Raw genomic sequence first — 24,965 nt, 5'->3', positions numbered from 1 at the left:
ACACCCGCATTTCAGACCCCTTCGAGGCAACGACCGTGTTCCTGACGATCAGTACCACCGGTACCCGAGAACGCCCCGCGACCGACCTCGGATTCCTGCTGCACAAGCATCCCGACAACGCGCAGGTGTTCTCCACCTCCTACGGCACGGCGCACGTCCTCTACCCCGAGGCCGACGCCGAGCGCTGCACGGCGGCGCTGCTGCTGGAGGTGGACGCGGTGGCACTGGTCCGGCGCGGCAAGGCCAAGGGCCGGGGCGGCGCACCCGACGCGGCCCTGGCGCAGTACGTCAACGACCGCCCGTACGCGGCCTCCTCGCTGCTCGCCGTCGCGCTGAGCGCCGTCTTCTCCAGCGCGATGCGCGGAGTGTGCGCCGCCCGGCCCGAGCGTGCCGCCGAGCCGCTCCCGCTGCGGATCGAGATACCCGCGCTGCCGGCTCGCGGCGGTCCCGCCCTGGTGCGCGGGCTGTTCGAGCCGCTCGGGTGGACGGTGACGGCCGATCCGGTGCCGCTGGACACCGAGTTCCCGCAGTGGGGCGACTCGCGGTACGTGCGGCTGGTGCTGGAGTCCGAGGCGCTGACCCTCGCCGCCGCCCTGCGCCACCTGTACGTCCTGCTCCCCGTCCTCGACGACGCCAAGCACTACTGGGTCGCCTCCGACGAGGTCGACAAGCTGCTGAGGGCCGGTGAGGGCTGGCTGCCCGACCACCCGGAGCAGGAGCTGATCGTCCGCCGCTACCTCTCGCGCCGCTGGACCCTGACCCGGCAGGCGAGGGAGCGGCTCGAACTGGTGCGCCTCGCCGAGACCGACGACAGCGAGGTCGAGGCCGTCGACAACGCGGTCGAGGCGGAGACGGAGGAGGCCGAGAGGCCCACGCCGCTCGCCGTGCAGCGCCGCGAGGCGATCCTGGCGGCGCTCCAGGAGTCCGGTGCCGCCCGGGTCCTCGACCTCGGCTGCGGACAGGGCCAGTTGGTGCAGGCGCTGCTGAAGGACGTGCGCTTCACCGAGATCGTCGGTGTCGACGTGTCGATGCGGGCGCTGACCATCGCCTCGCGGCGGCTGAAGCTGGACCGCATGGGTGAGCGGCAGGCCGCGCGCGTGAAGCTGTTCCAGGGCTCGCTCGCCTACACCGACAACCGGCTGGGGGGCTACGACGCCGCCGTGCTCAGCGAGGTGATCGAGCACCTCGACCTGCCCCGGCTGCCGGCCCTGGAGTATGCGGTGTTCGGCGCCGCACGCCCCCGCACGGTCCTCGTGACCACCCCGAACGTCGAGTACAACGTCCGCTGGGAGACCCTCCCGGCCGGGCACGTCCGGCACGGCGACCACCGCTTCGAGTGGACCCGCGCCGAGTTCCGGCAGTGGGCCCGCTCCGTCGCCGAACGGTACGGGTACGAGGTCGACTTCCGGCCGGTCGGGCCCGACGACCCCGAGGTGGGACCGCCCACCCAGATGGCCGTGTTCTCCCTGGGCGCGGCCGGCACCGGCACCACGAAGGAGGAGAAGTCCGCATGACCGCCGACACCGTGGGGCGCGCCCTGCCCGTCACCGACCTCTCCCTCGTGGTCCTCGTCGGTGCCTCCGGCTCCGGCAAGTCCACGTTCGCCCGCAAGCACTTCAAGCCCACCGAGGTGATCTCCTCGGACTTCTGCCGGGGCCTGGTCTCCGACGACCAGAACGACCAGAGCGCCACCCGGGACGCCTTCGACGTCCTGCACTACATCGCTGGCAAGCGCCTCGCCGCCGGCCGCCGCACGGTCGTCGACGCGACCAGCGTCCAGCCGGACGCGCGGCGGCAACTGGTGGAGCTGGCAAGGAAGTACGACGTGCTCCCCATCGCCATCGTGCTGGACGTGCCCGAGGAGGTGTGCGCCGAGCGCAACGCGGCCCGCTCCGACCGGGCCGACATGCCGCGCCGGGTGATCCAGCGGCACATCCGCGAACTCCGCCGCTCCCTGCGCCACCTGGAGCGCGAGGGCTTCCGCAAGGTGCACGTCCTGCGCGGGACGGCGGAGGTCGACAGCGCCACCGTCGTCACGGAGAAGCGCTTCAACGACCTCACCCACCTCACCGGCCCCTTCGACATCGTCGGCGACATCCACGGCTGCGCCGCCGAACTGGAGGCGCTGCTCGGCAGGCTGGGGTACGCCGACGGCGTCCACCCCGACGGCCGGACGGCGGTCTTCGTCGGTGACCTCGTCGACCGCGGCCCGGACAGCCCGGGTGTGCTGCGCCGCGTGATGGCGATGGTGAAGTCCGGCAACGCCCTCTGCGTGCCCGGCAACCACGAGAACAAGTACGGACGGTATCTGCGCGGCCGCAAGGTCCAGCAGACGCACGGCCTCGCGGAGACGGTCGCGCAGATGGAGGACGAGAGCGAGGAGTTCAAGAAGGAGGTACGGGAGTTCATCGACGGACTGGTCAGCCACTACGTCCTCGACGGCGGCAAGCTGGTCGTCTGCCACGCGGGGCTGCCGGAGAAGTACCACGGCCGCACCTCCGGCCGGGTCCGCAGCCACGCCCTGTACGGCGACACGACGGGCGAGACCGACGAGTTCGGGCTGCCGGTGCGCTACCCGTGGGCGGAGGACTACCGCGGCCGTGCGGCCGTCGTCTACGGCCACACCCCGGTCCCGGAGGCCACCTGGCTCAACAACACCATCTGCCTGGACACCGGGGCCGTCTTCGGCGGCAAGCTCACCGCGCTGCGCTGGCCGGAGCGGGAACTGGTCGACGTACCGGCCGAGCGGGTCTGGTACGAACCGGCCAAGCCGCTGCGGAGCGAGGCGCCGGGCGGGCAGGACGGCCGCCCGCTGGCTCTGACGGACGTGCACGGCCGGCGGGTCGTGGAGACCCGGCACGCCGGGCGGATCGCGGTGCGCGAGGAGAACGCGGCGGCGGCCTTGGAGGTCATGAGCCGCTTCGCGGTCGACCCGAGGCTGCTGCCGTACCTCCCGCCGACGATGGCGCCGACGGCCACCTCGCACGTGGAGGGCTACCTGGAGCACCCCGCGGAGGCCTTCGCGCAGTACGCGAACGACGGTGTCGCGCGCGTCGTGTGCGAGGAGAAGCACATGGGCTCGCGGGCGGTGGCGCTGGTGTGCCGCGACGCGGAGGCGGCCCGGAAGCGGTTCGGGGTGGACGGCCCCACAGGCTCGCTCTACACCCGCACCGGCCGCCCCTTCTTCGACGACGGGTCGGTCACCGAGGAGGTCCTCGGACGGCTCCGGGAGGCGGCCGAAGCGGCGGGTCTCTTCGAGGAGCTCGCCACCGACTGGCTGCTTCTCGACGCGGAACTCATGCCGTGGTCGGTGAAGGCGTCCGGGCTGCTTCGCAGTCAGTACGCGGCGGTCGGCGCCGCCTCCGGGGCGGTGTTCCCGGGCGCGCTGGCCGCGCTGGAGGGGGCCGCGGCACGTGGTGTCGACGTCGGAGCCCTGCTGGAGCGCCAGCGGGAGCGGTCGTCCGACGCCGCGTCGTTCACCGAGGCGTACCGGCGCTACTGCTGGCCCACCGACGGTCTGGACGGCGTACGCCTCGCCCCGTTCCAGATCCTGGCCGTGCAGGGCCGCAGCCTCGCCGACCTGCCGCACGACGGGCAACTCGCCCTGCTCGACCGCCTCGTCGAGCACGACGGCACCGGACTGCTCCGGACCACCCGGCGGCTGTACGTCGACACCGGCGACCCGGAGTCGGTGCGGGCCGGCGTCGACTGGTGGCTGGAGATGACCGGCCGGGGCGGCGAGGGCATGGTCGTCAAGCCGGTCGGCGCCGTGGTGCGCGACGCGCAGGGACGTCTGGTGCAGCCCGGCATCAAGTGCCGGGGCCGTGAGTACCTGCGGATCATCTACGGCCCCGAGTACACCCGCCCGGACAACCTGGCCCGGCTGCGCTCGCGGTTCCTGAACCACAAGCGGTCGCTGGCGCTGCGGGAGTACGCGCTCGGCCTGGAGGCCCTCGACCGGCTGGCCGAGGGCGAGCCGCTGTGGCGGGTGCACGAGGCCGTGTTCGGGGTGCTGGCCCTGGAGTCGGAGCCGGTGGACCCGCGGCTCTAGCCAAGGCAGCCGCGCCCGCCGGCGAGCCGGACCGCGCCCCGGGCGCGGTCCGGCTCCCTGCTGTGCGGGCGACCTGCCGAAAGAGGGGGTGAACAGGAGAGCGAAAGGTCAGGATGGAGGCATGGGATTCCATGTCGACTCCGAGGCCGGGCGGCTGCGCCGCGTCATCCTTCACCGGCCGGATCTAGAGCTCAAAAGGCTCACCCCCAGCAACAAGGACGCCCTCCTCTTCGACGACGTCCTCTGGGTGCGCCGGGCGCGCGCCGAGCACGACGGGTTCGCCGACGTGCTGCGTGACCGCGGTGTCACCGTCCACCTGTTCGGCGACCTGCTCGTCGAGGCCCTGGAGATCCCGGAGGCCCGCACGCTCGTACTGGACAGGGTCTTCGACGAGAAGGAGTACGGCCCGCTGGCCACGGACCACCTCCGGGCGTCCTTCGAGGCGCTGCCCACGCGGGAGCTGGCGGAGGCGCTGGTCGGCGGGATGACGAAACGGGAGTTCCTGGACGCGCACGCGGAGCCCACATCGGTGCGCTTCCACGTCATGGACCTCGACGACTTCCTGCTCGAACCGCTGCCGAACCACCTCTTCACCCGCGACACCTCCGCCTGGATCTACGACGGCGTCTCCATCAACGCGATGCGCTGGCCCGCCCGGCAGCGCGAGACCGTGCACTTCGAGGCGATCTACCGGCACCACCCGCTGTTCCGTGACGAAAGGTTCCACCTCTGGTCGCAGGGGCAGGCCGACTACCCGTCGACCATCGAGGGCGGGGACGTGCTCGTGATCGGCAACGGCGCGGTGCTCATCGGCATGAGCGAGCGGACCACCCCGCAGGCCGTCGAGATGCTGGCGCACAAGCTGTTCGCCGCGGGCTCCGCGGAGACGATCGTGGCCCTCGACCTGCCCAAGCGGCGCGCCCTGATGCATCTCGACACGGTGATGACCATGGTCGACCGTGATGTGTTCACCCAGTACGCCGGGCTCGGGATGCTCCGCTCGTACACCATCGAGCCGGGCGTGGGCGAGAAGGAGCTGAAGGTCACCGACCACCCGCCGGAGCACATGCACCGCGCGATCGCCGCCGCTCTCGGGCTGAGCGAGATCAGGGTCCTGACCGCCACCCAGGACGTGCACGCGGCCGAGCGGGAGCAGTGGGACGACGGCTGCAACGTGCTCGCCGTCGAACCCGGCGTGGTCGTCGCCTACGAACGCAACGCGACCACCAACACCCATCTGCGCAAGCAGGGCATCGAGGTGATCGAGATCCCGGGCAGCGAGCTGGGGCGGGGAAGAGGGGGGCCACGCTGCATGAGCTGCCCCGTGCAGCGCGACGCCGTGTAGCGGGGCCGTGCTGTCCGGGGCCGTGCTGTACGGGCCCGTGCGGACAGGGCCGCGAGACTGTATAGAAATTCAGAACTTCGTATAGACTTTCGCTTCCTGTCCCTGCCCCCGTCCTTCTGGAGCGCACCTCATGGCGACAGTCCCGGCCGCCCTCGCGGGCCGCCACTTCCTCAAGGAGCTGGACTTCACCGAGCGGGAGTTCCTGGGCTTGGTCGAGCTGGCCGCGGAGCTGAAGGCCGCCAAGAAGGCCGGGGCCGAGACCCGGTATCTGCGCGGCCGCAACATCGCGCTGATCTTCGAGAAGACGTCGACCCGCACCCGCTGCGCGTTCGAGGTGGCGGCGGCCGACCAGGGCGCCTCGACGACGTACCTCGACCCGTCCGGTTCTCAGATGGGGCACAAGGAGTCGGTGAAGGACACCGCCCGTGTGCTCGGCCGGATGTACGACGCGATCGAGTACCGGGGGGACAGCCAGGCCAAGGTGGAGGAACTGGCCGCGTACGCCGGCGTGCCCGTCCTCAACGGCCTCACCGACGACTGGCACCCCACCCAGATGCTCGCCGACGTCCTCACCATGACCGAGCACGGCGCCGGTCCGCTGACGGAGACCACCTTCGCCTACCTCGGCGACGCCCGTTTCAACATGGGCAACTCCTACCTGGTCACCGGTGCCCTGCTCGGCATGGACGTCCGGATCGTCGCGCCCAGGTCCTACTGGCCGGCCCAGGAGGTCGTCGACCGGGCCCGCGCGCTGGCGGCCACCAGCGGTGCGCGGATCACGCTCACCGAGGACCTGTCCGAGGGCGTCCTCGGCGCCCACTTCGTCGCCACGGACGTCTGGGTCTCCATGGGCGAGCCCAAGGAGGTCTGGGAAGAGCGGATCACCGCGCTCGCCCCGTACGCCGTGACCATGGACGTGCTGCGCGCCACCGGCGACCCGGACGTGAAGTTCCTGCACTGCCTGCCCGCCTTCCACGACCTCGGTACCGAGGTCGGCCGCGAGATCCACGCCCGGCACGGCCGGGACTACCTGGAGGTCAGCGACGAGGTCTTCGAGTCGGCCCACTCGGTGGTCTTCGACCAGGCGGAGAACCGGCTGCACACCATCAAGGCGGTCCTGGTCGCCACCCTCGGCTGAGCCGTCTCCCGGGGACTGCTCGTCCACCTCGGCCACGGGCGCCGCGAGTCGCGCCCGGCGCGGATCGCTACGCCGGACGCGGCCGGTGGTGAGGCTGCCGCTGACGCGGTACGACAGGGAGTCTGAACCACACCGCCTTGCCGGACTCGGTGGGGCGGTGACCGCAGGACGCGCTCAGCGTGCGGATCAGCAGCAGGCCGCGCCCGTGTTCCTGCCAGGGGTCGGGCTCGCGCTCGGCGGGCCGGGTGAGGTGGGCGGGCGGCGCGGGGTCGGGGTCGTGCACCTCGACCTTGCAGCCGCTCGGCAGCAGCTCCACGACCAGCTCTATCGGGGCGTCGCCCGTGGTGTGCTCCACCGCGTTGGCCACCAGCTCGGCGGTGAGCAGCTCGGCGGTGTCGCTGTCGGCGCCGTGGTGAAGCTCCGCGAGCGCCGTACGGACCAGCGCGCGGGCCACGGGCACGGCCGCCACGGAATGCGGCAGTGCTATGCGCCAGGAGGCGGGGGCTGAGGGGCGATCGTGCAAGGCCAGTCCGTTCATGGTGCGGGCATCTCCTGAATGCCGAGATCTCAGGTCGTCCCGCGTTCAACCGTAGAAAGGGTACGGCGCCGCTCGGCGAAGTCTCACGACGGGCACCGCCCGGGACCGAGGCCCCGTGACTGCGGCTTACCCCGCTGAACGGACGGGATTGCACGGATGCTCCCGCTGTTACCGCGTTATTGATGTCCGGTGACTTCTGTGACCCGGCCGCACCCGTGTGACCAGGCCACATGTCCTCGTTCCTTCTATCGCGCAGTCCTGACGACAGTCACGAATGAGTGATAACGTCGGGGGGTAGAGGTCAGTGAGGCAGTGCCCGCCCGAGGAGGCCGCACCCCATGAGTCCTTTCACCGGCTCCGCCGCCCCCACCTCGCCCTGGCGCCATCTGCGCGTCGACCGGGCCGACGGGGTCGCCACGGTCACACTGGCCCGCCCGGACAAGCTCAACGCCCTCACCTTCGGTGCCTACGCCGACCTGCGCGACCTGCTCGCCGAGCTGTCGCGGGAGCGGTCCGTGCGCGCCCTGGTACTGGCCGGCGAGGGGCGCGGCTTCTGCTCGGGCGGGGACGTCGACGAGATCATCGGCGCCACCCTCTCCATGGACACGGCCGAGCTCCTCGACTTCAACCGGATGACGGGCCAGGTGGTCCGCGCCCTCCGGGAGTGCCCGTTCCCGGTGATCGCGGCGGTGCACGGCGTGGCGGCGGGCGCCGGGGCGGTCCTGGCGCTCGCCGCCGACTTCCGGGTCGCGGACCCCTCCTCCCGCTTCGCGTTCCTCTTCACCCGGGTCGGTCTGTCCGGCGGCGACATGGGCGCCGCCTATCTGCTGCCCCGGGTGGTCGGCCTGGGCCACGCGACCCGTCTGCTGATGCTCGGCGAACCGGTCCGGGCACCCGAGGCGGAGCGCATCGGACTGATCAGCGAGATGACCGACGAGGGCCGGGCCGACGAGGCCGCCCAGCGGCTGGCCCGCCGCCTGGCCGACGGCCCGGCGCTGGCCCATGCCCAGACGAAGGCCCTGCTGACGGCCGAACTGGACATGCCGCTGGCGGCCTCGGTCGAACTGGACGCCTCGACGCAGGCGCTCCTCATGAACGGCGAGGACTACGCGGAGTTCCACGCGGCCTTCTCGGAGAAGCGCCCGCCGAAGTGGCAGGGACGGTGAGCATGCCCGGCTCAGGGGCGCGGGGAACCGCGCGCATCGCGATCGTCGGCGGCGGCCCCGGCGGCCTGTACGCCGCCGCCCTGCTGAAACGCCTCGACCCCGCCCGCGAGATCACACTCTGGGAACGCAACGCCCCCGAGGACACCTTCGGCTTCGGCGTGGTCCTCTCCGACGAGACCCTCGGCGGCATCCAGCACGCCGACCCCGTCGTGTACGACGCCCTGCAGCGGCACTTCGTCCGCTGGGACGACATCGACATCGTCCACCGGGGAGAGCACCACACGTCCTCCGGGCACGGCTTCGCCGCCCTCGGCCGCAGGGAGCTCCTGGAGATCCTGCACGACCGCTGCCGCGAGCTCGGCGTCGAGCTCCGCTTCCGCACCGAGGCTCCGGCAACGGCCTCGCTCGCGTCCTCGTACGACCTCGTCGTCGCCGCCGACGGGGTGCACAGCGCCACCCGCGAGGCGCACGCCGACGTGTTCGGGCCGCACATCACCCCGCACCGCTGCCGGTACATCTGGCTCGCCGCCGACTTCGCCTTCGACGCCTTCCGCTTCGAGATCGCCGAGACCGAGCACGGCGTGATGCAACTGCACGGCTACCCCTACGGCCCCGGCGCCTCCACCGTGATCGTCGAGATGCGCGAGGAGGTCTGGCTCGCGGCCGGTTTCGACGAACTCGGCGAGCAGGAGTCGATCGAACGCTGCGCCAAGATCTTCTCGGACGCGCTCGGCGGGCGCCCGCTGCGGTCCAACAACCCGTCCTGGACCACGTTCCGCACGGTCGTCAACGACCGCTGGTCCCACGGCAACGTCGTCCTGCTCGGCGACGCCGCGCACACCGCCCACTTCTCCATCGGCTCCGGCACCAAGCTCGCCGTCGAGGACGCCCTCGCCCTCGCGGCCTGCCTGGAGGAACGCCCCACGCTGGCCGAGGCACTGGCCGCCTACGAGGAGGAGCGCAGGCCCGTCGTCGCCTCCACCCAGCGCGCCGCGGGGGCCAGCCTGGAGTGGTTCGAGAACCTCGCGTCCCAACTCGGCGGGCGACCACGGCAGTTCGCCTTCAACCTGCTCACCCGCAGCCGCCGCGTCACCCACGACAACCTCCGGCTGCGCGACGCGCGCTTCACCGAGGCCGTGGAGCGCGAGTTCGGCTGCCCGCCCGGCACACCCCCCATGTTCACCCCGTTCCGGCTGCGCGGTCTGACGCTGCGCAACCGGGTCGTCGTCTCGCCGATGGACATGTACTCGGCAGTCGACGGCGTCCCGGGCGACTTCCACCTCGTCCATCTCGGCGCCCGCGCGCTGGGCGGCGCCGGGCTGGTGATGACCGAGATGGTGTGCGTCAGCGCCGAGGGCCGGATCACCCCCGGCTGCGCCGGTCTGTACACCGGCAAGCAGGCCGAGGCGTGGCGGCGGATCACCGACTTCGTGCACCGCCAGGCACCGGGCACGGGTATCGGTGTGCAACTCGGCCACAGCGGGCGCAAGGGCTCGACCCGGCTGATGTGGGAGGGCATGGACGAGCCGCTGCCCGAGGGCAACTGGCCGCTGGTGGCCGCCTCTCCGCTGCCGTACAAGCCCGGCAGCCAGCTGCCGCGCGAGCTGTCCCGTGCCCAGCTCACCGACATAAGGGAGCAGTTCACCGCCGCCGCCTGGCGGGCCGCGCGGGCCGGCTTCGATCTGCTCGAACTGCACTGCGCCCACGGCTATCTGCTTTCCGGCTTCCTCTCGCCGCTCACCAACCGGCGCACCGACGCCTACGGCGGCTCGCTCGCGCGCCGGCTGCGCTTCCCGCTGGAGGTGTTCGACGCCGTACGGGCCGTGTGGCCGGAGGAGCGGCCGATGACCGTGCGGATCTCGGCCACCGACTGGGCCGAGGGCGGCACCACGCCCGAGGAGGCCGTCGCCGTCGCCCGCGCCTTCGCCGCGCACGGCGCCGACGCGATCGATGTGTCGACCGGGCAGGTGGTGGCCGAGGAGCGGCCGGAGTTCGGGCGGTCGTACCAGACGCCGTACGCGGACCGGATCCGGCACGAGGCGGGCGTCCCGGTGATCGCGGTCGGTGCGATCTCCTCCTGGGACGACGTCAACTCCCTGATCCTGGCAGGCCGTACGGATCTGTGCGCGCTGGGCCGCCCGCATCTGTACGACCCGCACTGGACGCTGCACGCCGCCGCCGAGCAGGGGTACGACGGTCCGGGCGTCGTCTGGCCGGCCCCGTACCGGGCGGGCAGCCGCCCTCCGCGCGCCGGCCGCACCGACGCCCCCAGACCCCGGCTGACGCTGAGCGGGTGAAGCCCGGGGCGCGCGCCGCTCAGAGGCCGGCGAAGACCGCGCCCGCGTCCCTCAGCCGCTCGTGCAGTCCCCGGAACACCGCGGCCGACCGCGCACCCGGCCAGTTCCCGGGCAGCAGCGCCGCCGGCAGTCCGGGGTCCGTGTACGGCAGATGGCGCCAGGAGTCCAGGGCCAGCACGTAGTCCCGGTAGGCGTCCTCGGGCGGGGTGTCCGTACGCCGCTCCCAGGCGCGCAGCACGCGCGCGTGCCGGTCGAGGAACGCCTCGTGCTCCTGGGCGATCGCCCCCAGGTCCCACCAGCGGGCGACCGCCTCGGCGGTCGGCGCGAAGCCGAGGTGCCGGCCGCGGAAGAGGTCGACGTAGGGGTCCAGGCGCAGCCGTCGCAAGGTGTGCCGGGTCTCCTCGTGGAGTCCGGCCGGGGCGATCCACACGCCGGGCGCGGCCGTGCCGAAGCCGAGCCCGGCCAGACGGGAGCGCAGCACATGCCGTTTCTGCCGCTCCGACTCCGGCACGGAGAACACCGCGAGCACCCAGCCCTCGTCCTCGAGCGGCGCGTATCCGTAGATGCGCCGGTCCCCGTCGTCGAGCAACTGCCTCGCGTCCGGAGAGAGTTCGTACCCGGCCGCGCCCTGTGCGGTGCGGGCCGGGACGAGCAGGCCGCGGCGCTTGAGGCGCGACACCGACGAGCGCACCGAGGGCGCGTCCACACCGACCGCGGACAGCAGCCGGATCAGTTCGGCGACCGGCACCGGGCCGGGCATGAAGCGGCCGTACGCGCCGTAGAGCGTGACGATGAGGGAACGGGGAGCGTGCTGGTCGGACACGTTGATCATCTTAGGTCGTGCGGGTCACCGCCGGTCGCCTCCGCTGCGCAGCCGGAACCGCTGGAGCTTTCCGGTCGCGGTGCGCGGGAGGGCGTCCAGGAAGACGATCTCACGGGGGCATTTGTACGGTGCCAGCTCGGACTTGACGAAGGCGCGCAGCGCTTCCGCGTCCCGCTCGGTGCCCTCCACCAGGACGGCGTACGCCACCACCGCCATGCCGCGCGCCTCGTCGGGCCGGCCGACGACCGCCGCCTCCACCACGTCCGGATGGCGCAGCAACGCGTCCTCGACCTCGGGCCCGGCGATGTTGTACCCGGCCGAGATGATCATGTCGTCGGCGCGGGCGACGTAGCGGAAGTAGCCGTCGGGCTCACGGACGTAGGTGTCGCCGGTGATGTTCCAGCCGTCGCGCACGTACTCCCGCTGCCGTGGGTCGGCGAGGTAGCGGCAGCCGACCGGGCCGCGCACCGCCAGCAGTCCCGGCTCGCCGTCCGGCAGTTCGCGCCCCTCGGCGTCGACCACGCGTGCCTGCCACCCGGGCACCGGCACACCGGTGGACCCGGGTCTGATGTGTTCGTCCGCCGCCGAGATGAAGATGTGCAGCAGTTCGGTGGCGCCGATGCCGTTGATGACCCGTACCCCGGTCCGCTCGTGCCAGGCCCGCCAGGTGGCCGCCGGCAGGTTCTCACCGGCCGAGACACAACGCCGCAGGGACGTCAGATCGTGCCCGTCCAGCTCGCCGAGCATCGCCCGGTAGGCCGTCGGCGCGGTGAACAGCACGGACACCCGGTGCTCGGCGATCGCCGGCAACAACTGCTTCGGGCCCGCCTGTTCGAGCAGCAGGGCGCTCGCGCCGGCCCGCAGCGGGAAGACGACCAGACCGCCGAGCCCGAAGGTGAAGCCGAGCGGGGGACTGCCCGCGAAGACGTCGTCGCCGCGCGGCCGCAGCACATGCCGCGAGAAGGTGTCCGCGATCGCCAGCACGTCCCGGTGGAAGTGCATGCACCCCTTCGGGCGTCCGGTGGTGCCGGAGGTGAACGCGATCAGCGCCACGTCGTCCGCGGCGGTGTCCACGGCCGGGTACGGGGTGGCGGGCGCCGGGAGGTGGAGGAGGTCGTCGGGCGCGTCACCGCCGAACGTCGTGATCCGCAGGCCCGGGGCCTCCGCCTTGGCGAGGTCGTCGACGGCCCGGACGTCGCACAGCGCGTGCCGCACGCGGGCGATCTCGCAGATCGTCCGCAGCTCGTGCGGGCGCTGCTGGGCCAGCACGGTCACGGCGACCGCGCCCGCCTTCAGCACCGCCAGCCAGCAGGCCGCCAGCCACGGCGTGGTCGGTCCGCGCAGCAGGACACGGTTGCCGGGGACGACGCCGAGGCCGTCGGTGAGGACGTGCGCGAGCCGGTCGACGCGGGCGCGCAGCTCGCCGTAGGTCCAGGCCGGGCCCTGCGGGGTGCGGAACACGGGGCGGTCGTCGGGCGGGCCGTCGAGGAGGTCGGCGGCGCAGTTCAGCCGTTCGGGGTAGTGCAGCTCCGGCAGGTCGAAGCAGAGCTCGGGCCACTGCTCGCGGGGCGGCAGACGGTCGCGGGCGAAGCTGTCGACGTGGCCGGAACGGGTCGGACGGTCGTCCATGGCGGTTCGCCCCCTTGCCTGGTGGGCGTCGTGGTGGGCTCGCACAAGGAGCGTATCGCGTTGGTGACGGCAGTCAACGGGGCGCGATACGGTCGGGGGAGACCGCTCCGGAGGGAGGACCGGCAGTGCCCGCATTCTCACTCGAACCGGACCAGGTGGCGCGCTGTGCCGCACTGCGCACCCTCGCCGCCGAACGGCTGCGCCCGCTGGCAGAGAAGGGCGAACCCGGCCGCGTCAACCGCCCCCTCGTCACCGAACTCGGCCGACTCGGCCTCCTGGACCGGCTGTTCACCTCCGGTGCGCTCGACCTCTGCCTGATGCGCGAGTCCCTCGCCTACGCCTGCACCGAGGCCGAGACCGCCCTCGCCCTCCAGGGCCTGGGCGCCCATCCGGTGCACGCCCACGGCTCACCGGCCCAGCGCGAGCGCTGGCTGCCCGGTGTGCGCGAGGGCAGCCTGGTCGCGGCGTTCGCCCTGAGCGAGCCGGGCGCGGGGTCGGACGCGGCGGCCCTGTCCCTGCGGGCCGAGCCGGGTGGCGATCCGGGCGCCTTGTCGGGTGGAGAGTCGGGCGCGGAGTCGGGCGCGGAGTCGGGTGGAGAGTCGGGCGGTGAGTCGGGTGGTGAGTCGGGCGGCGCGGCCACCGACGGGCTGTCCGCGCGGGCCGACGGCCCCCGGCGCTGGCGGCTCACCGGCGAGAAGTGCTGGATCTCCAACGCCCCCGAGGCCGACTTCTACACCGTCTTCGCGCGGACCACCCCGGACGCGGGCGCCCGCGGAGTCACCGCCTTCCTGGTGCCGGCCGACCGGCCCGGCCTCACCGGCACCGGCCTCGACATGCTCTCCCCGCACCCCATCGGCGCCCTCCGCTTCGACGCCGTGCCCGTCACCGCCGACGACGTGCTCGGCGAGACCGACCGGGGCTTCCGGGTCGCCATGGGCACCCTGAACCTGTTCCGCCCCAGCGTCGGCGCCTTCGCCGTCGGGATGGCCCAGGCCGCACTCGACGCGAGCCTCGCGCACACCGCCCGGCGGGACGCGTTCGGCGGCAAGCTGAAGGACCTGCAGACCGTGGCCCACCAGGTCGCCGAGATGGCCCTGCGCACGGAGGCGGCCCGCCTGATGGTGTACGCGGCGGCGACCGCGTACGACGAGGGCGCGGGCGATGTCCCGAAGCGGGCCGCGATGGCGAAACTGCTCGCCACCGAGACGGCGCAGTACGTCGTCGACGCGGCGGTCCAGTTGCACGGCGCGCGGGCGCTGCGCCGCGGCCACCTGCTCGAACACCTCTACCGCGAGGTGCGTGCCCCGCGTGTCTACGAAGGGGCCAGCGAAGTCCAACGCGGCATCATCGCCAAGGAGTTGTACGCCACCCAGGAGGCCCGACCGTGACCGCCGAGCGCATCGACCCGCCCGACCTCTCCCCGCCCACCGGCTTCTCGCACGCCGTCGTCGCCACCGGCTCCCGGCTGGTCTTCCTGGCCGGCCAGACCGCCCTCGACAGCGACGGCAAGGTCACCGGCGACACCCTGCCCGAACAGTTCGAGCGGGCGCTCGGCAATCTGCTGACCGCCCTGCGCGCCGCCGGCGGCACCCCGGCCGACCTCGCCCGTGTCACCGTCTACGCCACGGACGTCGCCGCCTACCGCGCCCACGCCCCCGAACTCGGCCGTGTCTGGCGGAGCCTGGCGGGACGGAACTACCCCGCGATGGCGGTCGTCGAGGTCGTCAGGCTGTGGGACGAGGCGGCGACGGTGGAGCTCGACGGGTTCGCCGTGCTGCCCTGACGCCACGGCGCGACCACCCGCCCGTCGGGCAGCAGCGCACCGGTGTCGTCGAAGACGATCGCGCCGCTGCACAGCAGGCTCCATCCCTGCTCGGGGTGGGCGGCGACGACATGCGGGGCGCGGGCGTCGGGCCGGGAGCACGAGGGCTGGTGGGAACACATGGCGCACCTCCACGGTCGCAGGACCATCCGTCCTGCGCACACCATCCCCCCGCCGTGAACGCGGGGGAACGGACCGCCGAGAGGTGTGACAAGACGGGGACAACACCCGGACGGTTCCCGCACGGCCGGGCGGACTCGCCACCGAAGGAGTGACGGTCACGCCCCCGGAGGCGGGCGGCGGGTACGAGTGGGAGCCCCACCTCAGGAGGTCCACCCATGTCCAAGCGCCCCGCGCTCGGCGCGGTCGCCATCGTCGCGCTGGCCCTGCTCGCCGCCGTCCCCGCGACGTCGGCGGCGGCCGGCACCAAGGATTCGACGGACTCGATCACCGTTGACTCCGCGGGCCGGATCGGCCCCGACGGCTCGATCACCCTCACCGGCACCTACCGCTGCGCGAGCAGCAGCGGACCGGTCTTCATCAGCTCCTCGATCACCCAGGCGGACCCCGCGGTCCGGTACGGCATCGGCGGCTCCCGTGCCGAGTGCGACGGCAAGGAGCACCGCTGGGCGAACACCGGCAAGCCGCGCGACCACGTGCTGGAGAAGGGCACGGCCCAGGTCGAGGCCACGCTCATGGAGCTGCGTCTGCAGGGTGGCCTGCCGCTGCCCCACTTCCACGCCGCGGCGCAGCAGCAGGGCGTCATGCTGGCCGAGGGCTGACCGCCTGCCGCCGCGCCTGCCTCCGGACGCCCGGCGGCAGGCGCGGCGGCCTCGGCCGACGTCCGGGGCAGTACCCGACACCACCCTGGAGGGGGGAACACACCGTGACGACCATCGCCATCATCGGAGCGGGACCCGGTCTCGGGGCCGCCGTCGCCCGCAGGTTCGGCCGCGAGGGTCATTCCGTCGCACTCCTCGCCCGCGGTCGGCACCGGCTCGACGCGCTCGCCGCCGACCTGTCCGACGAGGGGATCGTCGCGCGTGGCTTCGCCGCCGACGTGCGCGACGTCGAGGCACTGCGGGCGGCACTGGACGCCGCGGGCACGACGCTCGGCACGGTCGAGATCCTGCAGTACAGCCCGATCCCGCACCCCGACTTCATGCGGCCGGTCCTGGAGACCACCCCCGCGGACCTGCTCGGCCCGCTCGAGTTCTCCGTCCACGGCCCGGTGACGGCCGTCCGCCAGGTCCTGCCCGGCATGCGCGCTCTGGGGCGCGGCACCGTCCTGCTCGTCAACGGCGGCACCGCGGTGGTCCCGCACCCCGACCGGGCGGGTACCTCGATCGCCTTCGCCGCCGAGAGCGCGTACGGCCGTCTGCTGCACGACACGCTCGCGGCCGAGGGGATCCACGTCGGGCAGTTGGTCATCCCCGGCGCGATCGTCGCCGGCCACCGGCGCAAGGACCCGGCGGTGCTCGCGAACACGCTGTGGGGCATGCATACGGACCGGCACGGCTACCGCCACTTCGCCGACGACCTGGACGCCTGACGCCCCCGCAGGACGGTCTTTTGGACAGGACCGCCGGGCGCGGCCACGGCCCCGCCCGGCGCTCCGTGTCAGGTCGACCAGACGACCCTGCCGTCGTGCACGATGACCACCTTCGCGTCGGCACGGAGGACCAGCCGGGCGCCGTCGTTGCCGTGGCTCCGGGAGGCCCAGATGGGACGGTCGTCGCCGTTGTGGATGACGAGGTTCCCGTCCTGCTGGAAGATCGCGCGGTGGTTGCCGCCGAAGGTCATGGACGCCCAGAGCGGCTTGTCGTCCTCGTTGTAGACGACGAGATTGCCGTCGGTCTGCATGACCATGCGGATGCGGTTGGTGGTCCAGGCCTGGTTGACCTCCAGGACGCTGACCGCGTGGACGGTCTCGGTGCTCCAGTTCGGCTTCGGGCTCGCCGTGGGCTTGGGTTTCGGCTTCGGCTCGGGCTTCGCCTCGGGCGGGTCGCTCGGGCTGGGCTCGGGCGCGGGGGCGGCGGGCACGGGAGCGGCGGCCTTCGGGGGGCCGCTCTTCTTCGGTTCCTCCTTCTCCGGTGACGGACTGGGCTTCTCGGCCACGTAGTCGTCCAGGGCGGCGGGGGAGGAGTCCTGGTTCAGGACCGTGTCGGCGCCCGCGGCGAGCCCCCCGGCGGATCCGCGGGGGTCGTCCCGCCCGCTGCCGGCCAGCAGCAGCGGTACGGCGACGAGGACCGCGCCGGCTATCGCGGCGCCCGCCAGGATCGGCTTCCTGGGGCGTCCACGGCCGACGGCGGTCTCCGTCCTGACCGCGGGCGGCACGGTCCCGACGGCGGCGGCCACGGCGACGCCTTCGTCGGCCGCCTCGGCGTCGGCACCGGGCGGCGCGACGGGTTCCCCGACCGGGGGTGCGGTGGTTTTCCCGGCAGGGGGTGCCGCGGGTTCACCGGTAGAGGGTGCCGCGGGTTCCCCGGTTGGGGTGGGGGTGGTTTCCCCGGCCGGCCCCGAGGCGGGGGCGGGGGCGGTCCCATCTGCCGGGGACGGAGGCGTGGTGGGTTCGCCCGCCGGAGTCGGGGCCGTCCGGGTCTCCTCGGACGACGACGACGGCGACGGCGACGGGGACACGGCGGGCTCGGTCGCCTGTGCCGGGGACGGGGACGGGGACGGGGTCGGGGCGGCGACGGGCTCCCCGGCCCGTGACGAAGCCGTGTCGGTCCCCGCGGTGTCGGGTTCCTCTGCCGGGGGCGGGGTCGCGGGCCCCGTCAAGGGCTGCGGTTCCTCGTCCGGGCCGGACGGCGTGGGCGATAAGCCGGCCTCCCCTGCGCGGGCGGCGGCCGCCTCCGCGTTCGCGCCGGGGGGCTGGTGCTGGGGGGACATGCGGACTCCTCCTCGGTGGCGGAGCTGTCGGTGGTGGGTGGGACCCGCGCAGCGCTTCGCCCGGCGAACGCCGGACTTCCCGGCGGGCGTCGGGCGAGTGCCGCGCCGAGGCGGACCGGTTCGGCCCGGTCGGCCTCGATCGCCGAGGTGTCCGGGATCCGCCGCGGTGGCGGCCGCAGGACGGTCCGACGCCTTCGCGCGCTGCGAGGGCTCCCGTGCGGCCCAACTTAGCCCGTACCGCGAGCGATCGACCGTCCCGCCCGCCCCGACTCTCCCGTCGTTTTGTCCTCTCGCACCGCCCTGCTCCCGGAAAGTCCCCCGGCCGGGCGGCGATCGGGCACCCGGAGGCCCGATGAGGACCCCGCCCGATCCGTTGCGGACGAGGCCCGTGTGGCATCCTGTTGGCTCCCCGATCTGATCAGTGTCGACCTGCGCCGCAGGTCGTTCGGCACTCAAGTATTCGTACTGACCCAAGAGTTCAGGTGGAGATGCGGTCCGGACAACGGCAGGAGGGCGGGCACCTTGCCCTGCCCCTGGTGTCCGACGGTTCCGGTCAGGCCGACGCCCCCGGGCCACCCGGCCCCGACGCCCCCGAGCCCACCGACCCCCCGGAGATACCCGAGGCCGTGCGGGCCGCCGCCCGCCGGGCACCGGGGCACTGGATCGGGATGGTGGACCCGGAGTGGACGCAGGAGCGCACGCCGCCGCAGTGGGCGGTTGTGGGGGAGTGGCAGTCGGACGAGACCGGGGGCGTGGGGGATTACCGTGCCAACCCGGCATACCGGCCCTCGGCCCGGGTGCTCGGCTGGCCGGACCCCACCGACCCGGTGGACGCGGCGGCCCAGCGGGCCGCCACCGGCTACGGCTCGGTGGACGAGGCGCTCACGGCGCTCGCGGAGGCGGACATCACGGTGGTGTGCGGACCGGACGGCGGGCCGCTCACGGCAGCCGGGCGGGACGGGGCGCCGGTGGTGCTGTTGTTCACCTCTCCGGCCCACGAGTTCATGTCTGCGGCACTTCGTCATGACACCGTCCCCGCGAGGGAGTTGGCCCGTTCATTGCGGGGTTCGGGCACCTTGCTGATGGTCAACGCCGGAGCCGCGGCTCCCCTGATCGTCCCGGCGGACAGTCTCCTCGGTCCCGTCCCGGAGCCGGACTCCGGCGCGGCGGACCGCACCCCCAGCTCCACCGAACCCTGGCCCCACATCACAGGGAGGACCTCGTGACGCGTTCGGTCCAGCAGTCCGGCTCCGACGGCGAGGAGACGGCCACGACCGCCGTGGCCACCACCGTCGCACCGGAGCCCACGTCCACGCCCGCGAAGGCGAAGACGGGGGCCGAGGCCGGCACCCGCGCCGCCGATACGGAGGAGGCGGAGGAGACGGCCCCCGAGGGCCGTACCGCCACCGAACCCGACGCCGGGAGCGGCCCCGGCGGCGAACCCGACACCCGGAGCGGCCCCGAGGCCGGCCACGAGAGCGGGACGGCCTCCGGCAGCGGTCGGTCACAGGCCGACCCCGAGGCCGAGCCCGGTACCGACCCCGAGCCCGGTGCCGACCCCGAGGCCGAGCCCGGTGCCGCCGCGGCGGCCAAGAGCCGGCTCCCCGCACTCGTACGGACCATGACCGCCACCGCCATCGACCGGCCGCAGCAGCAGGCCGGTCCTGTCGGGCGGCCGGGCAAGGCGGCGCTGGCCGGGGCAGCCGTCGCGGGCGCGCTGCTCGTGTCGGTGCCGTTCCTGGTACTCGTCGGCAACGACGACAAGGGCACCAGGGCGGCGTCCACCGGGGGAACCGTGCTCGGCGGCGGCTCCCAGGAGGCACCGGGCGACTTCGTCGTGACCAAGCCCGAGGGCGGGTCCCCGGGCGACGGCGGGAAGGACTCCGCCGAGCCGGGCAGGCCCGCGGGGAACGCCCCGGCGGGCACCTCGGCACAGGACCCGTCCGGCGCCCCGGGCGATAACCCGGGCAAGGGCACCTCGAAACAGGACACCACCCGCGACGAGAGCCCGAGGGGCGACACGGGCCAGAACGACCAGCCCGCGAAATCGAGCGGCGACAAATCCTCCGACGGCGACAGCGACAGCGACAGCGGGAGTGGGAGCGGGAGTGGCAGCGGCAAGCCCGCCGCCGGCGCCCCTTCGGGCGTGACGTTCAGCGCCCCGGTCTCCGTGCGCAGCCACCTCTCGGGCCGCTGCATCGACGTGCCCGGCAGCGACTTCGTCGACGGCAAGCGGCTGTGGGTCTGGGACTGCAACAACAGCAGCGCCCAGAAGCTGCGGTTCGCCTCCGACGGCACCGTCCGCATCAAGGACAAGTGCCTGGACGTGGCCAACGCGAACTTCAACAACGGCACGCCCATCCAGCTCGCCTGGTGCAACGGCAACGCCGCCCAGAAGTTCGTCCTGAACGGCAGCCACGACCTGGTCAACACCGTCGTCGGCAAGTGCGTCGACATCGTGGACAACAACCGGGGCAACGGCGCCTGGCTGCAACTGTGGAGCTGCGGCGGCACCGACAACCAGAAGTGGAGCGTCTGACCAGGACGCCCGCAGGCCGGAAGCACCGCTCCCGGCAACCGCCCGCCCCGAGGGCGGGGCATGATGGGCACCGTCGGCCCGCCGACACCGGCCCCCGGGCGACCGGGGGCGCGCCCGTTGAAGACGCCGCCCTAGCTAGGAGGTTGGTGCGTGTCGCGCCAGGTACTCACGGTCGGTCCCGGGGACCGGGACCGCTACCGGACGATCGGTGAGGCACTCGCGGCCGCCCGCACCGGCGCGCTCATCAGCGTGCGGCCCGGGACGTACGCGGAGAACCTGGTGATCCACACCAGGGTCACCCTCACCGCCGCCGAAGGGCGGGGCACGGTCGAGATCCGGCCGCGCTCGGGCAGCGTGCTCGCCCTGCGCGCCGACGCCGTGATGCTCTCCGAACTGACCCTGCGCGGCGGCGACGCCGAACTGCCCGCCGTGGACGTGCGGCGCGGTCAGGCCGCGTTCGACGGCTGCGAGGTCGTCGGCGCCGCGTGGACGGCGATGCTGGCCGGGGGCACCGGTTCCCTCGCCCTGCGGGACTGCCGGGTGAGCAACCCGCAGGGCGCCGGCATCGTGGTCACCTCGACCACGCCCACCACCGTGGAGTCCTGCACGCTGGAGCACCTGGGCACCAGCGGACTGGTCCTCGCCGAGCAGGGCGAGGCCCGGATGCGCGGGTGCACGGTGCGCGACGCCCGAGGCAACGGCCTGCTCGCGGGCGGCGAATCCCGGGGCACCGTCGAGGACTGCGACATCTCCTCCACCGACAAGCCCTCCCTCGCCCTGGAGCAGGACAGCGCCGTCACGGTGATCCGCACGGTGGTGCACGACACCAGCACCGGTGTGCACCTGAGCAGCGGAGGCCGTACGACGCTGGAGGACGTACGCGTCACCGGGGCCTCCGGGAACGGGCTCGTGCTGGCCGGGGGCACCGACCCGGTGCTGCGCCGCTGCCGTGTCTCGCGCACCCGTGGACACGGCGTGCTGGTCACCGACCGGGCGCGCGGCACCTTCGAGGACTGCTGGGTGGACGGCGCGCAGGGCGCGGCGCTGCGGGTCGCCGGGGCCGCCTCCCCGGCGCTGACGGGCCTGACGGTCCGCGACTGCGAGCAGACCGGGCTGCTCCTTGAGGAGGACTCGGCGCCGGAGCTGGACCGCCTGGAGGTGATCGGCGGGGCGCCCGCGGTCTCCGTGCGCGGCGGTGCCAACCCGCTGCTGCGCCGGGCCCGGCTGGTGGAGCCCGCCGGCGACGGCATCGTGGCCGGCAAGGACGCCCGTGGCCGCGCCGAGGACTGCGAGATCGTACGGCCGAAGGGCGCGGGCGTGCGCGTGGGCTCCGGCAGCACGCTCTACCTGGCCGGCGGCGGGGTCTCCGACACCGCCACCAGCGGCCTGGTCGTGGAGGACGGCGGCAATGTCACCGTCCGCGACTTCCGTGTCGAGATATCCGGTGAGGAGGGCGTGGTGGTCGCCGCCGGCGGTGAGCTGACCGCCAACCGCACCACCGTGCACGCCGCCCAGGGCCACGGCTTCCTCCTCCGCGAGGGCGCGCTCGCCTCGCTCAGCGGCTGCGAGGTCACCGGCGGTGCCCAGGACGGCTTCCGGGTGGAGTCCACCGCGCCGGTCTCGCTGGTGAACTGCCTCGCCCGGGAGAACGAGGGCGCCGGCCTGGTGCAGACCGTCCCCGGCGAACGGCTCGCGGTGGACGGCCTGAACAGCACCGGCAACGGCAAGCGGGACGCCTGGGGCACCGGCAGCGCCGAGAACACCGACCCGGCCGGTTCCGGCGCGGCCGACGCGCCCCCGCCGGACCGCGCGGACGGTCCGCTCGGCGCCCTCAACGCGCTGATCGGCCTGGAGAACGTCAAGCAGCAGGTGCGCACGCTGGTCAACCTGACCCAGCTCGCCCAGCGCCGTGAGCAACTCGGCATGTCCGCGCCGCCGATGAGCCGGCACCTGATCTTCGCCGGGCCGCCCGGCACCGGCAAGACCACCGTCGCCCGCCTCTACGGCTCCATCCTGGCCGAGCTGGGTTCGCTGCGCAGCGGGCACCTGGTCGAGGTCTCGCGCGCCGACCTGGTCGCGCAGGTCGTCGGCGGAACGGCCATCAAGACCACCGAGACCTTCCAGCGGGCGCTCGGCGGGGTGCTGTTCATCGACGAGGCGTACACGCTCGCCGCCGACAGCGGCAACGGCGGCGCCGACTTCGGCCGCGAGGCGGTGGACACCCTGCTGAAGCTGATGGAGGACCACCGCGACGACGTGGTCGTCGTCGCGGCCGGCTACTCCCGCGAGATGGACTCCTTCCTCGGCTCCAACCCGGGCCTGGCGTCCCGCTTCTCGCGGACCGTCGAGTTCGAGAACTACTCGGTGCCCGAACTGGTCGCGATCATGGAGAACATGTGCGCCCAGCACCAGTACGAGCTGGGCGAGGGCACCGCGAAGGCGCTGGCCGCGCACTTCGAGGCGATGCCGCGGGACGCGGGCTTCGGCAACGGCCGTGCCGCGCGCGGGGTGTTCGAGGAGATGGTGGACCGGCAGGCCGTCCGGCTCGCGACCCAGTCGCAGGTCGGTGAGCACGATCTGCGGCTGCTGCTGCCGGAGGACGTCTCCGCCACCGCCGCGAAGGCCACCGACGCCGCCCCGCACGACGACCCGCTGACCCGCCTCGGCGACATGATCGGCCTGGCCGAGGCGAAGCGCGACGTCGCGGACCTGGTCAACCTCATCACCACCGCCCGCCACCGCGCCGCCGCCGGGCTGCCGGTGCCCTCGCTCAGCCACCACCTGGTCTTCACCGGCCCGCCCGGCACCGGCAAGACCACCGTGGCCCGCCTCTACGGCGAGATTCTGACCCAGCTCGGCATCCTCGACCGGGGCCAGCTGATCGAGGCGGCCCGCGCCGACCTGGTGGGCCGCTACATCGGCCACACCGCCCAGCTCACCCGCGAGGTCTTCGAACGGGCCCGGGGCGGTGTCCTGTTCATCGACGAGGCGTACACCCTCACCCCGCGCGGCGGCGGCGCCGACTTCGGCCAGGAGGCGGTGGACACCCTGCTGAAGCTGATGGAGGACCATCGCGACGAGGTCGTCGTCATCGTCGCCGGCTACACCGACGAGATGGAGCGCTTCCTCGCCTCCAACCCGGGTCTGTCCTCCCGCTTCCCGCGCCGGATCGCGTTCGCCGACTACTCCTCCGAGGAACTGGTCACCATCGTGCGCTCCCAGGCCACGGCCATGGGCTACGAGTGCGGCCCGGGAACCGGCCCGCTGCTCAAGGAGTACTTCGACGTGCTGCCCCGGGACCGCTCGTTCGGCAACGCCCGCCTGGCCCGCCAGGTGGTCGAGGCGATGGTCACCCGCCAGGCGGGCCGGCTCGGTTCGCTGTCCGCGCCCACCCTGGACGACCTGCGCATCCTGATTCCCGGCGACGTTCCGGCCCCCGCCCCCAAGGCGGCTCCCCGATGAGCGCGCGCGCCCTCGGTGCCGCCCGTCTGCTGTCCGGCGCCGGTCTCGCCGCCGCCCTGCTGCTGCCCGCCGCCGCGGTCCAGGCGGCGCCTTCGGCGGGCCCGCTCGCGGCCGACGGCAAGAAGGGCCAGGAACTGCCCGGCATGCCCTCCACGCTCGATCCCCGGGCCGAGCAGGCGACCTGCACCCCCGCCTCCCGGGAACAGGCGAAGAAGCAGGACTGGTCGCGCCAGCGACTCGACCTGGACCGGCTGCGCGGGCACGGCACCGGCACGGACGTGACCGTCGCCCTGATCGACACCGGTGTCGACCCCGGCGCCGCCGGACTCGACGGCCGGGTCACCGCCGAGGGTGAGGCCGCCGACGACTGCGTCGGGCACGGCACCTTCCTGGCCGGGCTGATCGCCGGAACCGGCGCGGACAGTCCGCGTCTCGCCGGTGTCGCCCCGAACGCGAGGATCCTGGCCCTGCGCGGCACCGACCCGCGCGGCCGGGCGGACGCCGGACTGGTCGCGGACGCGGTGCGTGCCGCCACCGAGGCAGGGGCCGGGGTGATCGCGGTCGCGGTGGCCCTGCCACGCCGGGACGCGGCGCTGACCGACGCCGTCGCCGAGGCCCGCCGCGCGGGCGCCGTCGTGCTCGCCGCGGCCACTCCGGACCCGCCGTCGCGGGGCGGCACCGACGAGATCCCGTCCCGTGTCTACTGGCCGGCGGGCGAGCCCGGCGTCCTCTCGGTCGCCGACATGCTGCCGGGCGGCCTGCGCCCGGACGGCGCGCTGCCCACCACCGGCATCGACCTGGCGGCCCCCGGGGCCGGAGTGGTCTCCGGAGGCCCGCGCGGCGACGGCCACTACCTCGGCGCCGGCGCCTCGGTGGCCACCGCCTACGCCGCGGGGGCCGCCGCGGTGGTCCGCGCCGCCCACCCCGGCGACTCGCCGGACGCCGTCGCGCGCCGGCTGACGGCCACCGCCTACCCCGCCGACATCCCCCAACTGGACGCCTACGCCGCCGTGACCACGGTCCTCGGCGAGGCGGGTGCGCCGGCCGGAACGGAGCGCGCCGTGGATCCGGTGGCCGTCCGCGACACCTCCGCCGCCGACCGCGCCACCGGCCGCGCGACCCTGTTCGTCCTCGTCGGCTCCGCGGCCGTGCTCGCCGTCCTGTGGGCCGCTTTCACGCTTCCCCGGGCCCGGACCCGGGGCTGGCGCCCCGCGGGCGCGCCCGAGGACCGAGCCCGGAGACGGTGACATGAGAGTCCGGGCG

Annotated in this window: 18 protein-coding genes and 1 pseudogene; 14 read left to right on the top strand and 5 right to left on the bottom strand. The window is 73.7% G+C overall.

The features are described from left to right. Positions 1-35 precede the first annotated feature (35 nt). The 4 genes from ACWCPM_RS06230 to argF all read left to right on the top strand — a co-directional run bounded on the left by ACWCPM_RS06230 (position 36) and on the right by argF (position 6,534). Complete coding sequence (locus ACWCPM_RS06230; RefSeq protein WP_450974951.1) at positions 36-1,514, top strand: 3' terminal RNA ribose 2'-O-methyltransferase Hen1; 1,479 nt, start codon at positions 36-38, stop codon at positions 1,512-1,514. Then, complete coding sequence (locus tag ACWCPM_RS06225; RefSeq protein ID WP_450974950.1) at positions 1,511-4,051, top strand: polynucleotide kinase-phosphatase; 2,541 nt, start codon at positions 1,511-1,513, stop codon at positions 4,049-4,051. Before ACWCPM_RS06230 ends, ACWCPM_RS06225 begins: the two co-directional genes overlap by 4 nt. A 121-nt stretch (positions 4,052-4,172) precedes the next feature. Then, entirely contained in the window at positions 4,173-5,396 is a 1,224-nt protein-coding gene (locus tag ACWCPM_RS06220; RefSeq protein WP_450974949.1) for an arginine deiminase, read from the top strand. A gap of 130 nt (positions 5,397-5,526) precedes the next feature. Further along, complete coding sequence (gene argF / locus ACWCPM_RS06215; RefSeq protein ID WP_450974948.1) at positions 5,527-6,534, top strand: ornithine carbamoyltransferase; 1,008 nt, start codon at positions 5,527-5,529, stop codon at positions 6,532-6,534. A 67-nt stretch (positions 6,535-6,601) separates the two neighbouring features. Here argF and ACWCPM_RS06210 read toward each other — a convergent pair whose 3' ends face one another. Next, positions 6,602-7,072 (bottom strand): ATP-binding protein, encoded by a 471-nt coding sequence (locus tag ACWCPM_RS06210; protein WP_450974947.1) that lies wholly within the window; start codon positions 7,070-7,072, stop codon positions 6,602-6,604. 338 nt (positions 7,073-7,410) lie between these two features. On the opposite strand from ACWCPM_RS06210, the gene ACWCPM_RS06205 reads away from it, so the two are divergent. Both ACWCPM_RS06205 and ACWCPM_RS06200 read left to right on the top strand, forming a co-directional pair. Then, positions 7,411-8,238: an enoyl-CoA hydratase family protein gene (locus tag ACWCPM_RS06205; protein WP_450974946.1), complete on the top strand. Its 828-nt coding sequence runs from the start codon at positions 7,411-7,413 to the stop codon at positions 8,236-8,238. A gap of 2 nt (positions 8,239-8,240) precedes the next feature. Beyond that, positions 8,241-10,535, top strand: a complete 2,295-nt coding sequence (locus ACWCPM_RS06200) for a bifunctional salicylyl-CoA 5-hydroxylase/oxidoreductase (protein ID WP_450974945.1) — start codon at positions 8,241-8,243, stop codon at positions 10,533-10,535. Between the two features lie 19 nt (positions 10,536-10,554). Here the strand turns inward: ACWCPM_RS06200 and ACWCPM_RS06195 are convergent, their stop codons facing one another. Together ACWCPM_RS06195 and ACWCPM_RS06190 are read right to left on the bottom strand one after the other, a co-directional pair. Then, positions 10,555-11,367, bottom strand: a complete 813-nt coding sequence (locus ACWCPM_RS06195; protein WP_450974944.1) for a PaaX family transcriptional regulator — start codon at positions 11,365-11,367, stop codon at positions 10,555-10,557. Between the two features lie 15 nt (positions 11,368-11,382). Continuing rightward, positions 11,383-12,987, bottom strand: coding sequence for an AMP-binding protein (locus tag ACWCPM_RS06190; protein ID WP_450974943.1), 1,605 nt, complete (start codon positions 12,985-12,987; stop codon positions 11,383-11,385). Positions 12,988-13,112: 125 nt separating this feature from the next. On the opposite strand from ACWCPM_RS06190, the gene ACWCPM_RS06185 reads away from it, so the two are divergent. Together ACWCPM_RS06185 and ACWCPM_RS06180 are read left to right on the top strand one after the other, a co-directional pair. Next, a complete protein-coding gene (locus tag ACWCPM_RS06185) occupies positions 13,113-14,375 on the top strand; it encodes an acyl-CoA dehydrogenase family protein (protein ID WP_450974942.1) in 1,263 nt (420 codons plus the stop codon). Further along, entirely contained in the window at positions 14,372-14,770 is a 399-nt protein-coding gene (locus tag ACWCPM_RS06180; protein WP_450974941.1) for a RidA family protein, read from the top strand. The genes ACWCPM_RS06185 and ACWCPM_RS06180 overlap by 4 nt, the downstream gene beginning before the upstream one ends. On the opposite strand, the pseudogene ACWCPM_RS06175 reads toward ACWCPM_RS06180, so the two are convergent. Continuing rightward, positions 14,770-14,931 (bottom strand): annotated as a pseudogene (locus ACWCPM_RS06175) (DUF5999 family protein); the annotation flags it as partial. The gene ACWCPM_RS06180 and the pseudogene ACWCPM_RS06175 overlap by 1 nt on opposite strands. Positions 14,932-15,147: 216 nt before the next feature. Here ACWCPM_RS06175 and ACWCPM_RS06170 point away from each other — a divergent pair. Together ACWCPM_RS06170 and ACWCPM_RS06165 are read left to right on the top strand one after the other, a co-directional pair. Continuing rightward, positions 15,148-15,591 carry a DUF6299 family protein gene (locus ACWCPM_RS06170; protein ID WP_450974940.1) on the top strand — a complete coding sequence of 148 codons (444 nt, stop codon included), beginning with the start codon at positions 15,148-15,150 and terminating at the stop codon, positions 15,589-15,591. Positions 15,592-15,695: 104 nt separating this feature from the next. Continuing rightward, positions 15,696-16,361 (top strand): SDR family NAD(P)-dependent oxidoreductase, encoded by a 666-nt coding sequence (locus ACWCPM_RS06165; protein ID WP_450974939.1) that lies wholly within the window; start codon positions 15,696-15,698, stop codon positions 16,359-16,361. 68 nt (positions 16,362-16,429) lie between these two features. On the opposite strand, the gene ACWCPM_RS06160 is transcribed toward ACWCPM_RS06165, so the two are convergent. Then, a complete protein-coding gene (locus ACWCPM_RS06160; protein ID WP_450974938.1) occupies positions 16,430-17,167 on the bottom strand; it encodes a mannose-binding protein in 738 nt (245 codons plus the stop codon). 1,022 nt (positions 17,168-18,189) lie between these two features. Between ACWCPM_RS06160 and ACWCPM_RS06155 the strand changes: the two genes are divergently transcribed. From ACWCPM_RS06155 to ACWCPM_RS06140, 4 genes are all read left to right on the top strand, one after another. Then, complete coding sequence (locus ACWCPM_RS06155; RefSeq protein ID WP_450974937.1) at positions 18,190-18,927, top strand: type VII secretion system-associated protein; 738 nt, start codon at positions 18,190-18,192, stop codon at positions 18,925-18,927. Continuing rightward, positions 18,924-20,240 carry a ricin-type beta-trefoil lectin domain protein gene (locus ACWCPM_RS06150; protein ID WP_450974936.1) on the top strand — a complete coding sequence of 439 codons (1,317 nt, stop codon included), beginning with the start codon at positions 18,924-18,926 and terminating at the stop codon, positions 20,238-20,240. Before ACWCPM_RS06155 ends, ACWCPM_RS06150 begins: the two co-directional genes overlap by 4 nt. Before the next feature lie 150 nt (positions 20,241-20,390). Beyond that, positions 20,391-23,702, top strand: coding sequence for a right-handed parallel beta-helix repeat-containing protein (locus ACWCPM_RS06145; RefSeq protein ID WP_450974935.1), 3,312 nt, complete (start codon positions 20,391-20,393; stop codon positions 23,700-23,702). Next, on the top strand, positions 23,699-24,949 hold the full coding sequence (locus ACWCPM_RS06140; protein WP_450974934.1) for a S8 family serine peptidase: 1,251 nt from the start codon (positions 23,699-23,701) through the stop codon (positions 24,947-24,949). Before ACWCPM_RS06145 ends, ACWCPM_RS06140 begins: the two co-directional genes overlap by 4 nt. Positions 24,950-24,965: the final 16 nt, after the last annotated feature.

The sequence above is a fragment of the Streptomyces sp. NPDC002309 genome, from assembly GCF_053593375.1.
The sequence above is the reverse complement of the archived record's forward strand: the minus strand, read 5'-3'. Positions and strand labels throughout refer to the sequence as shown.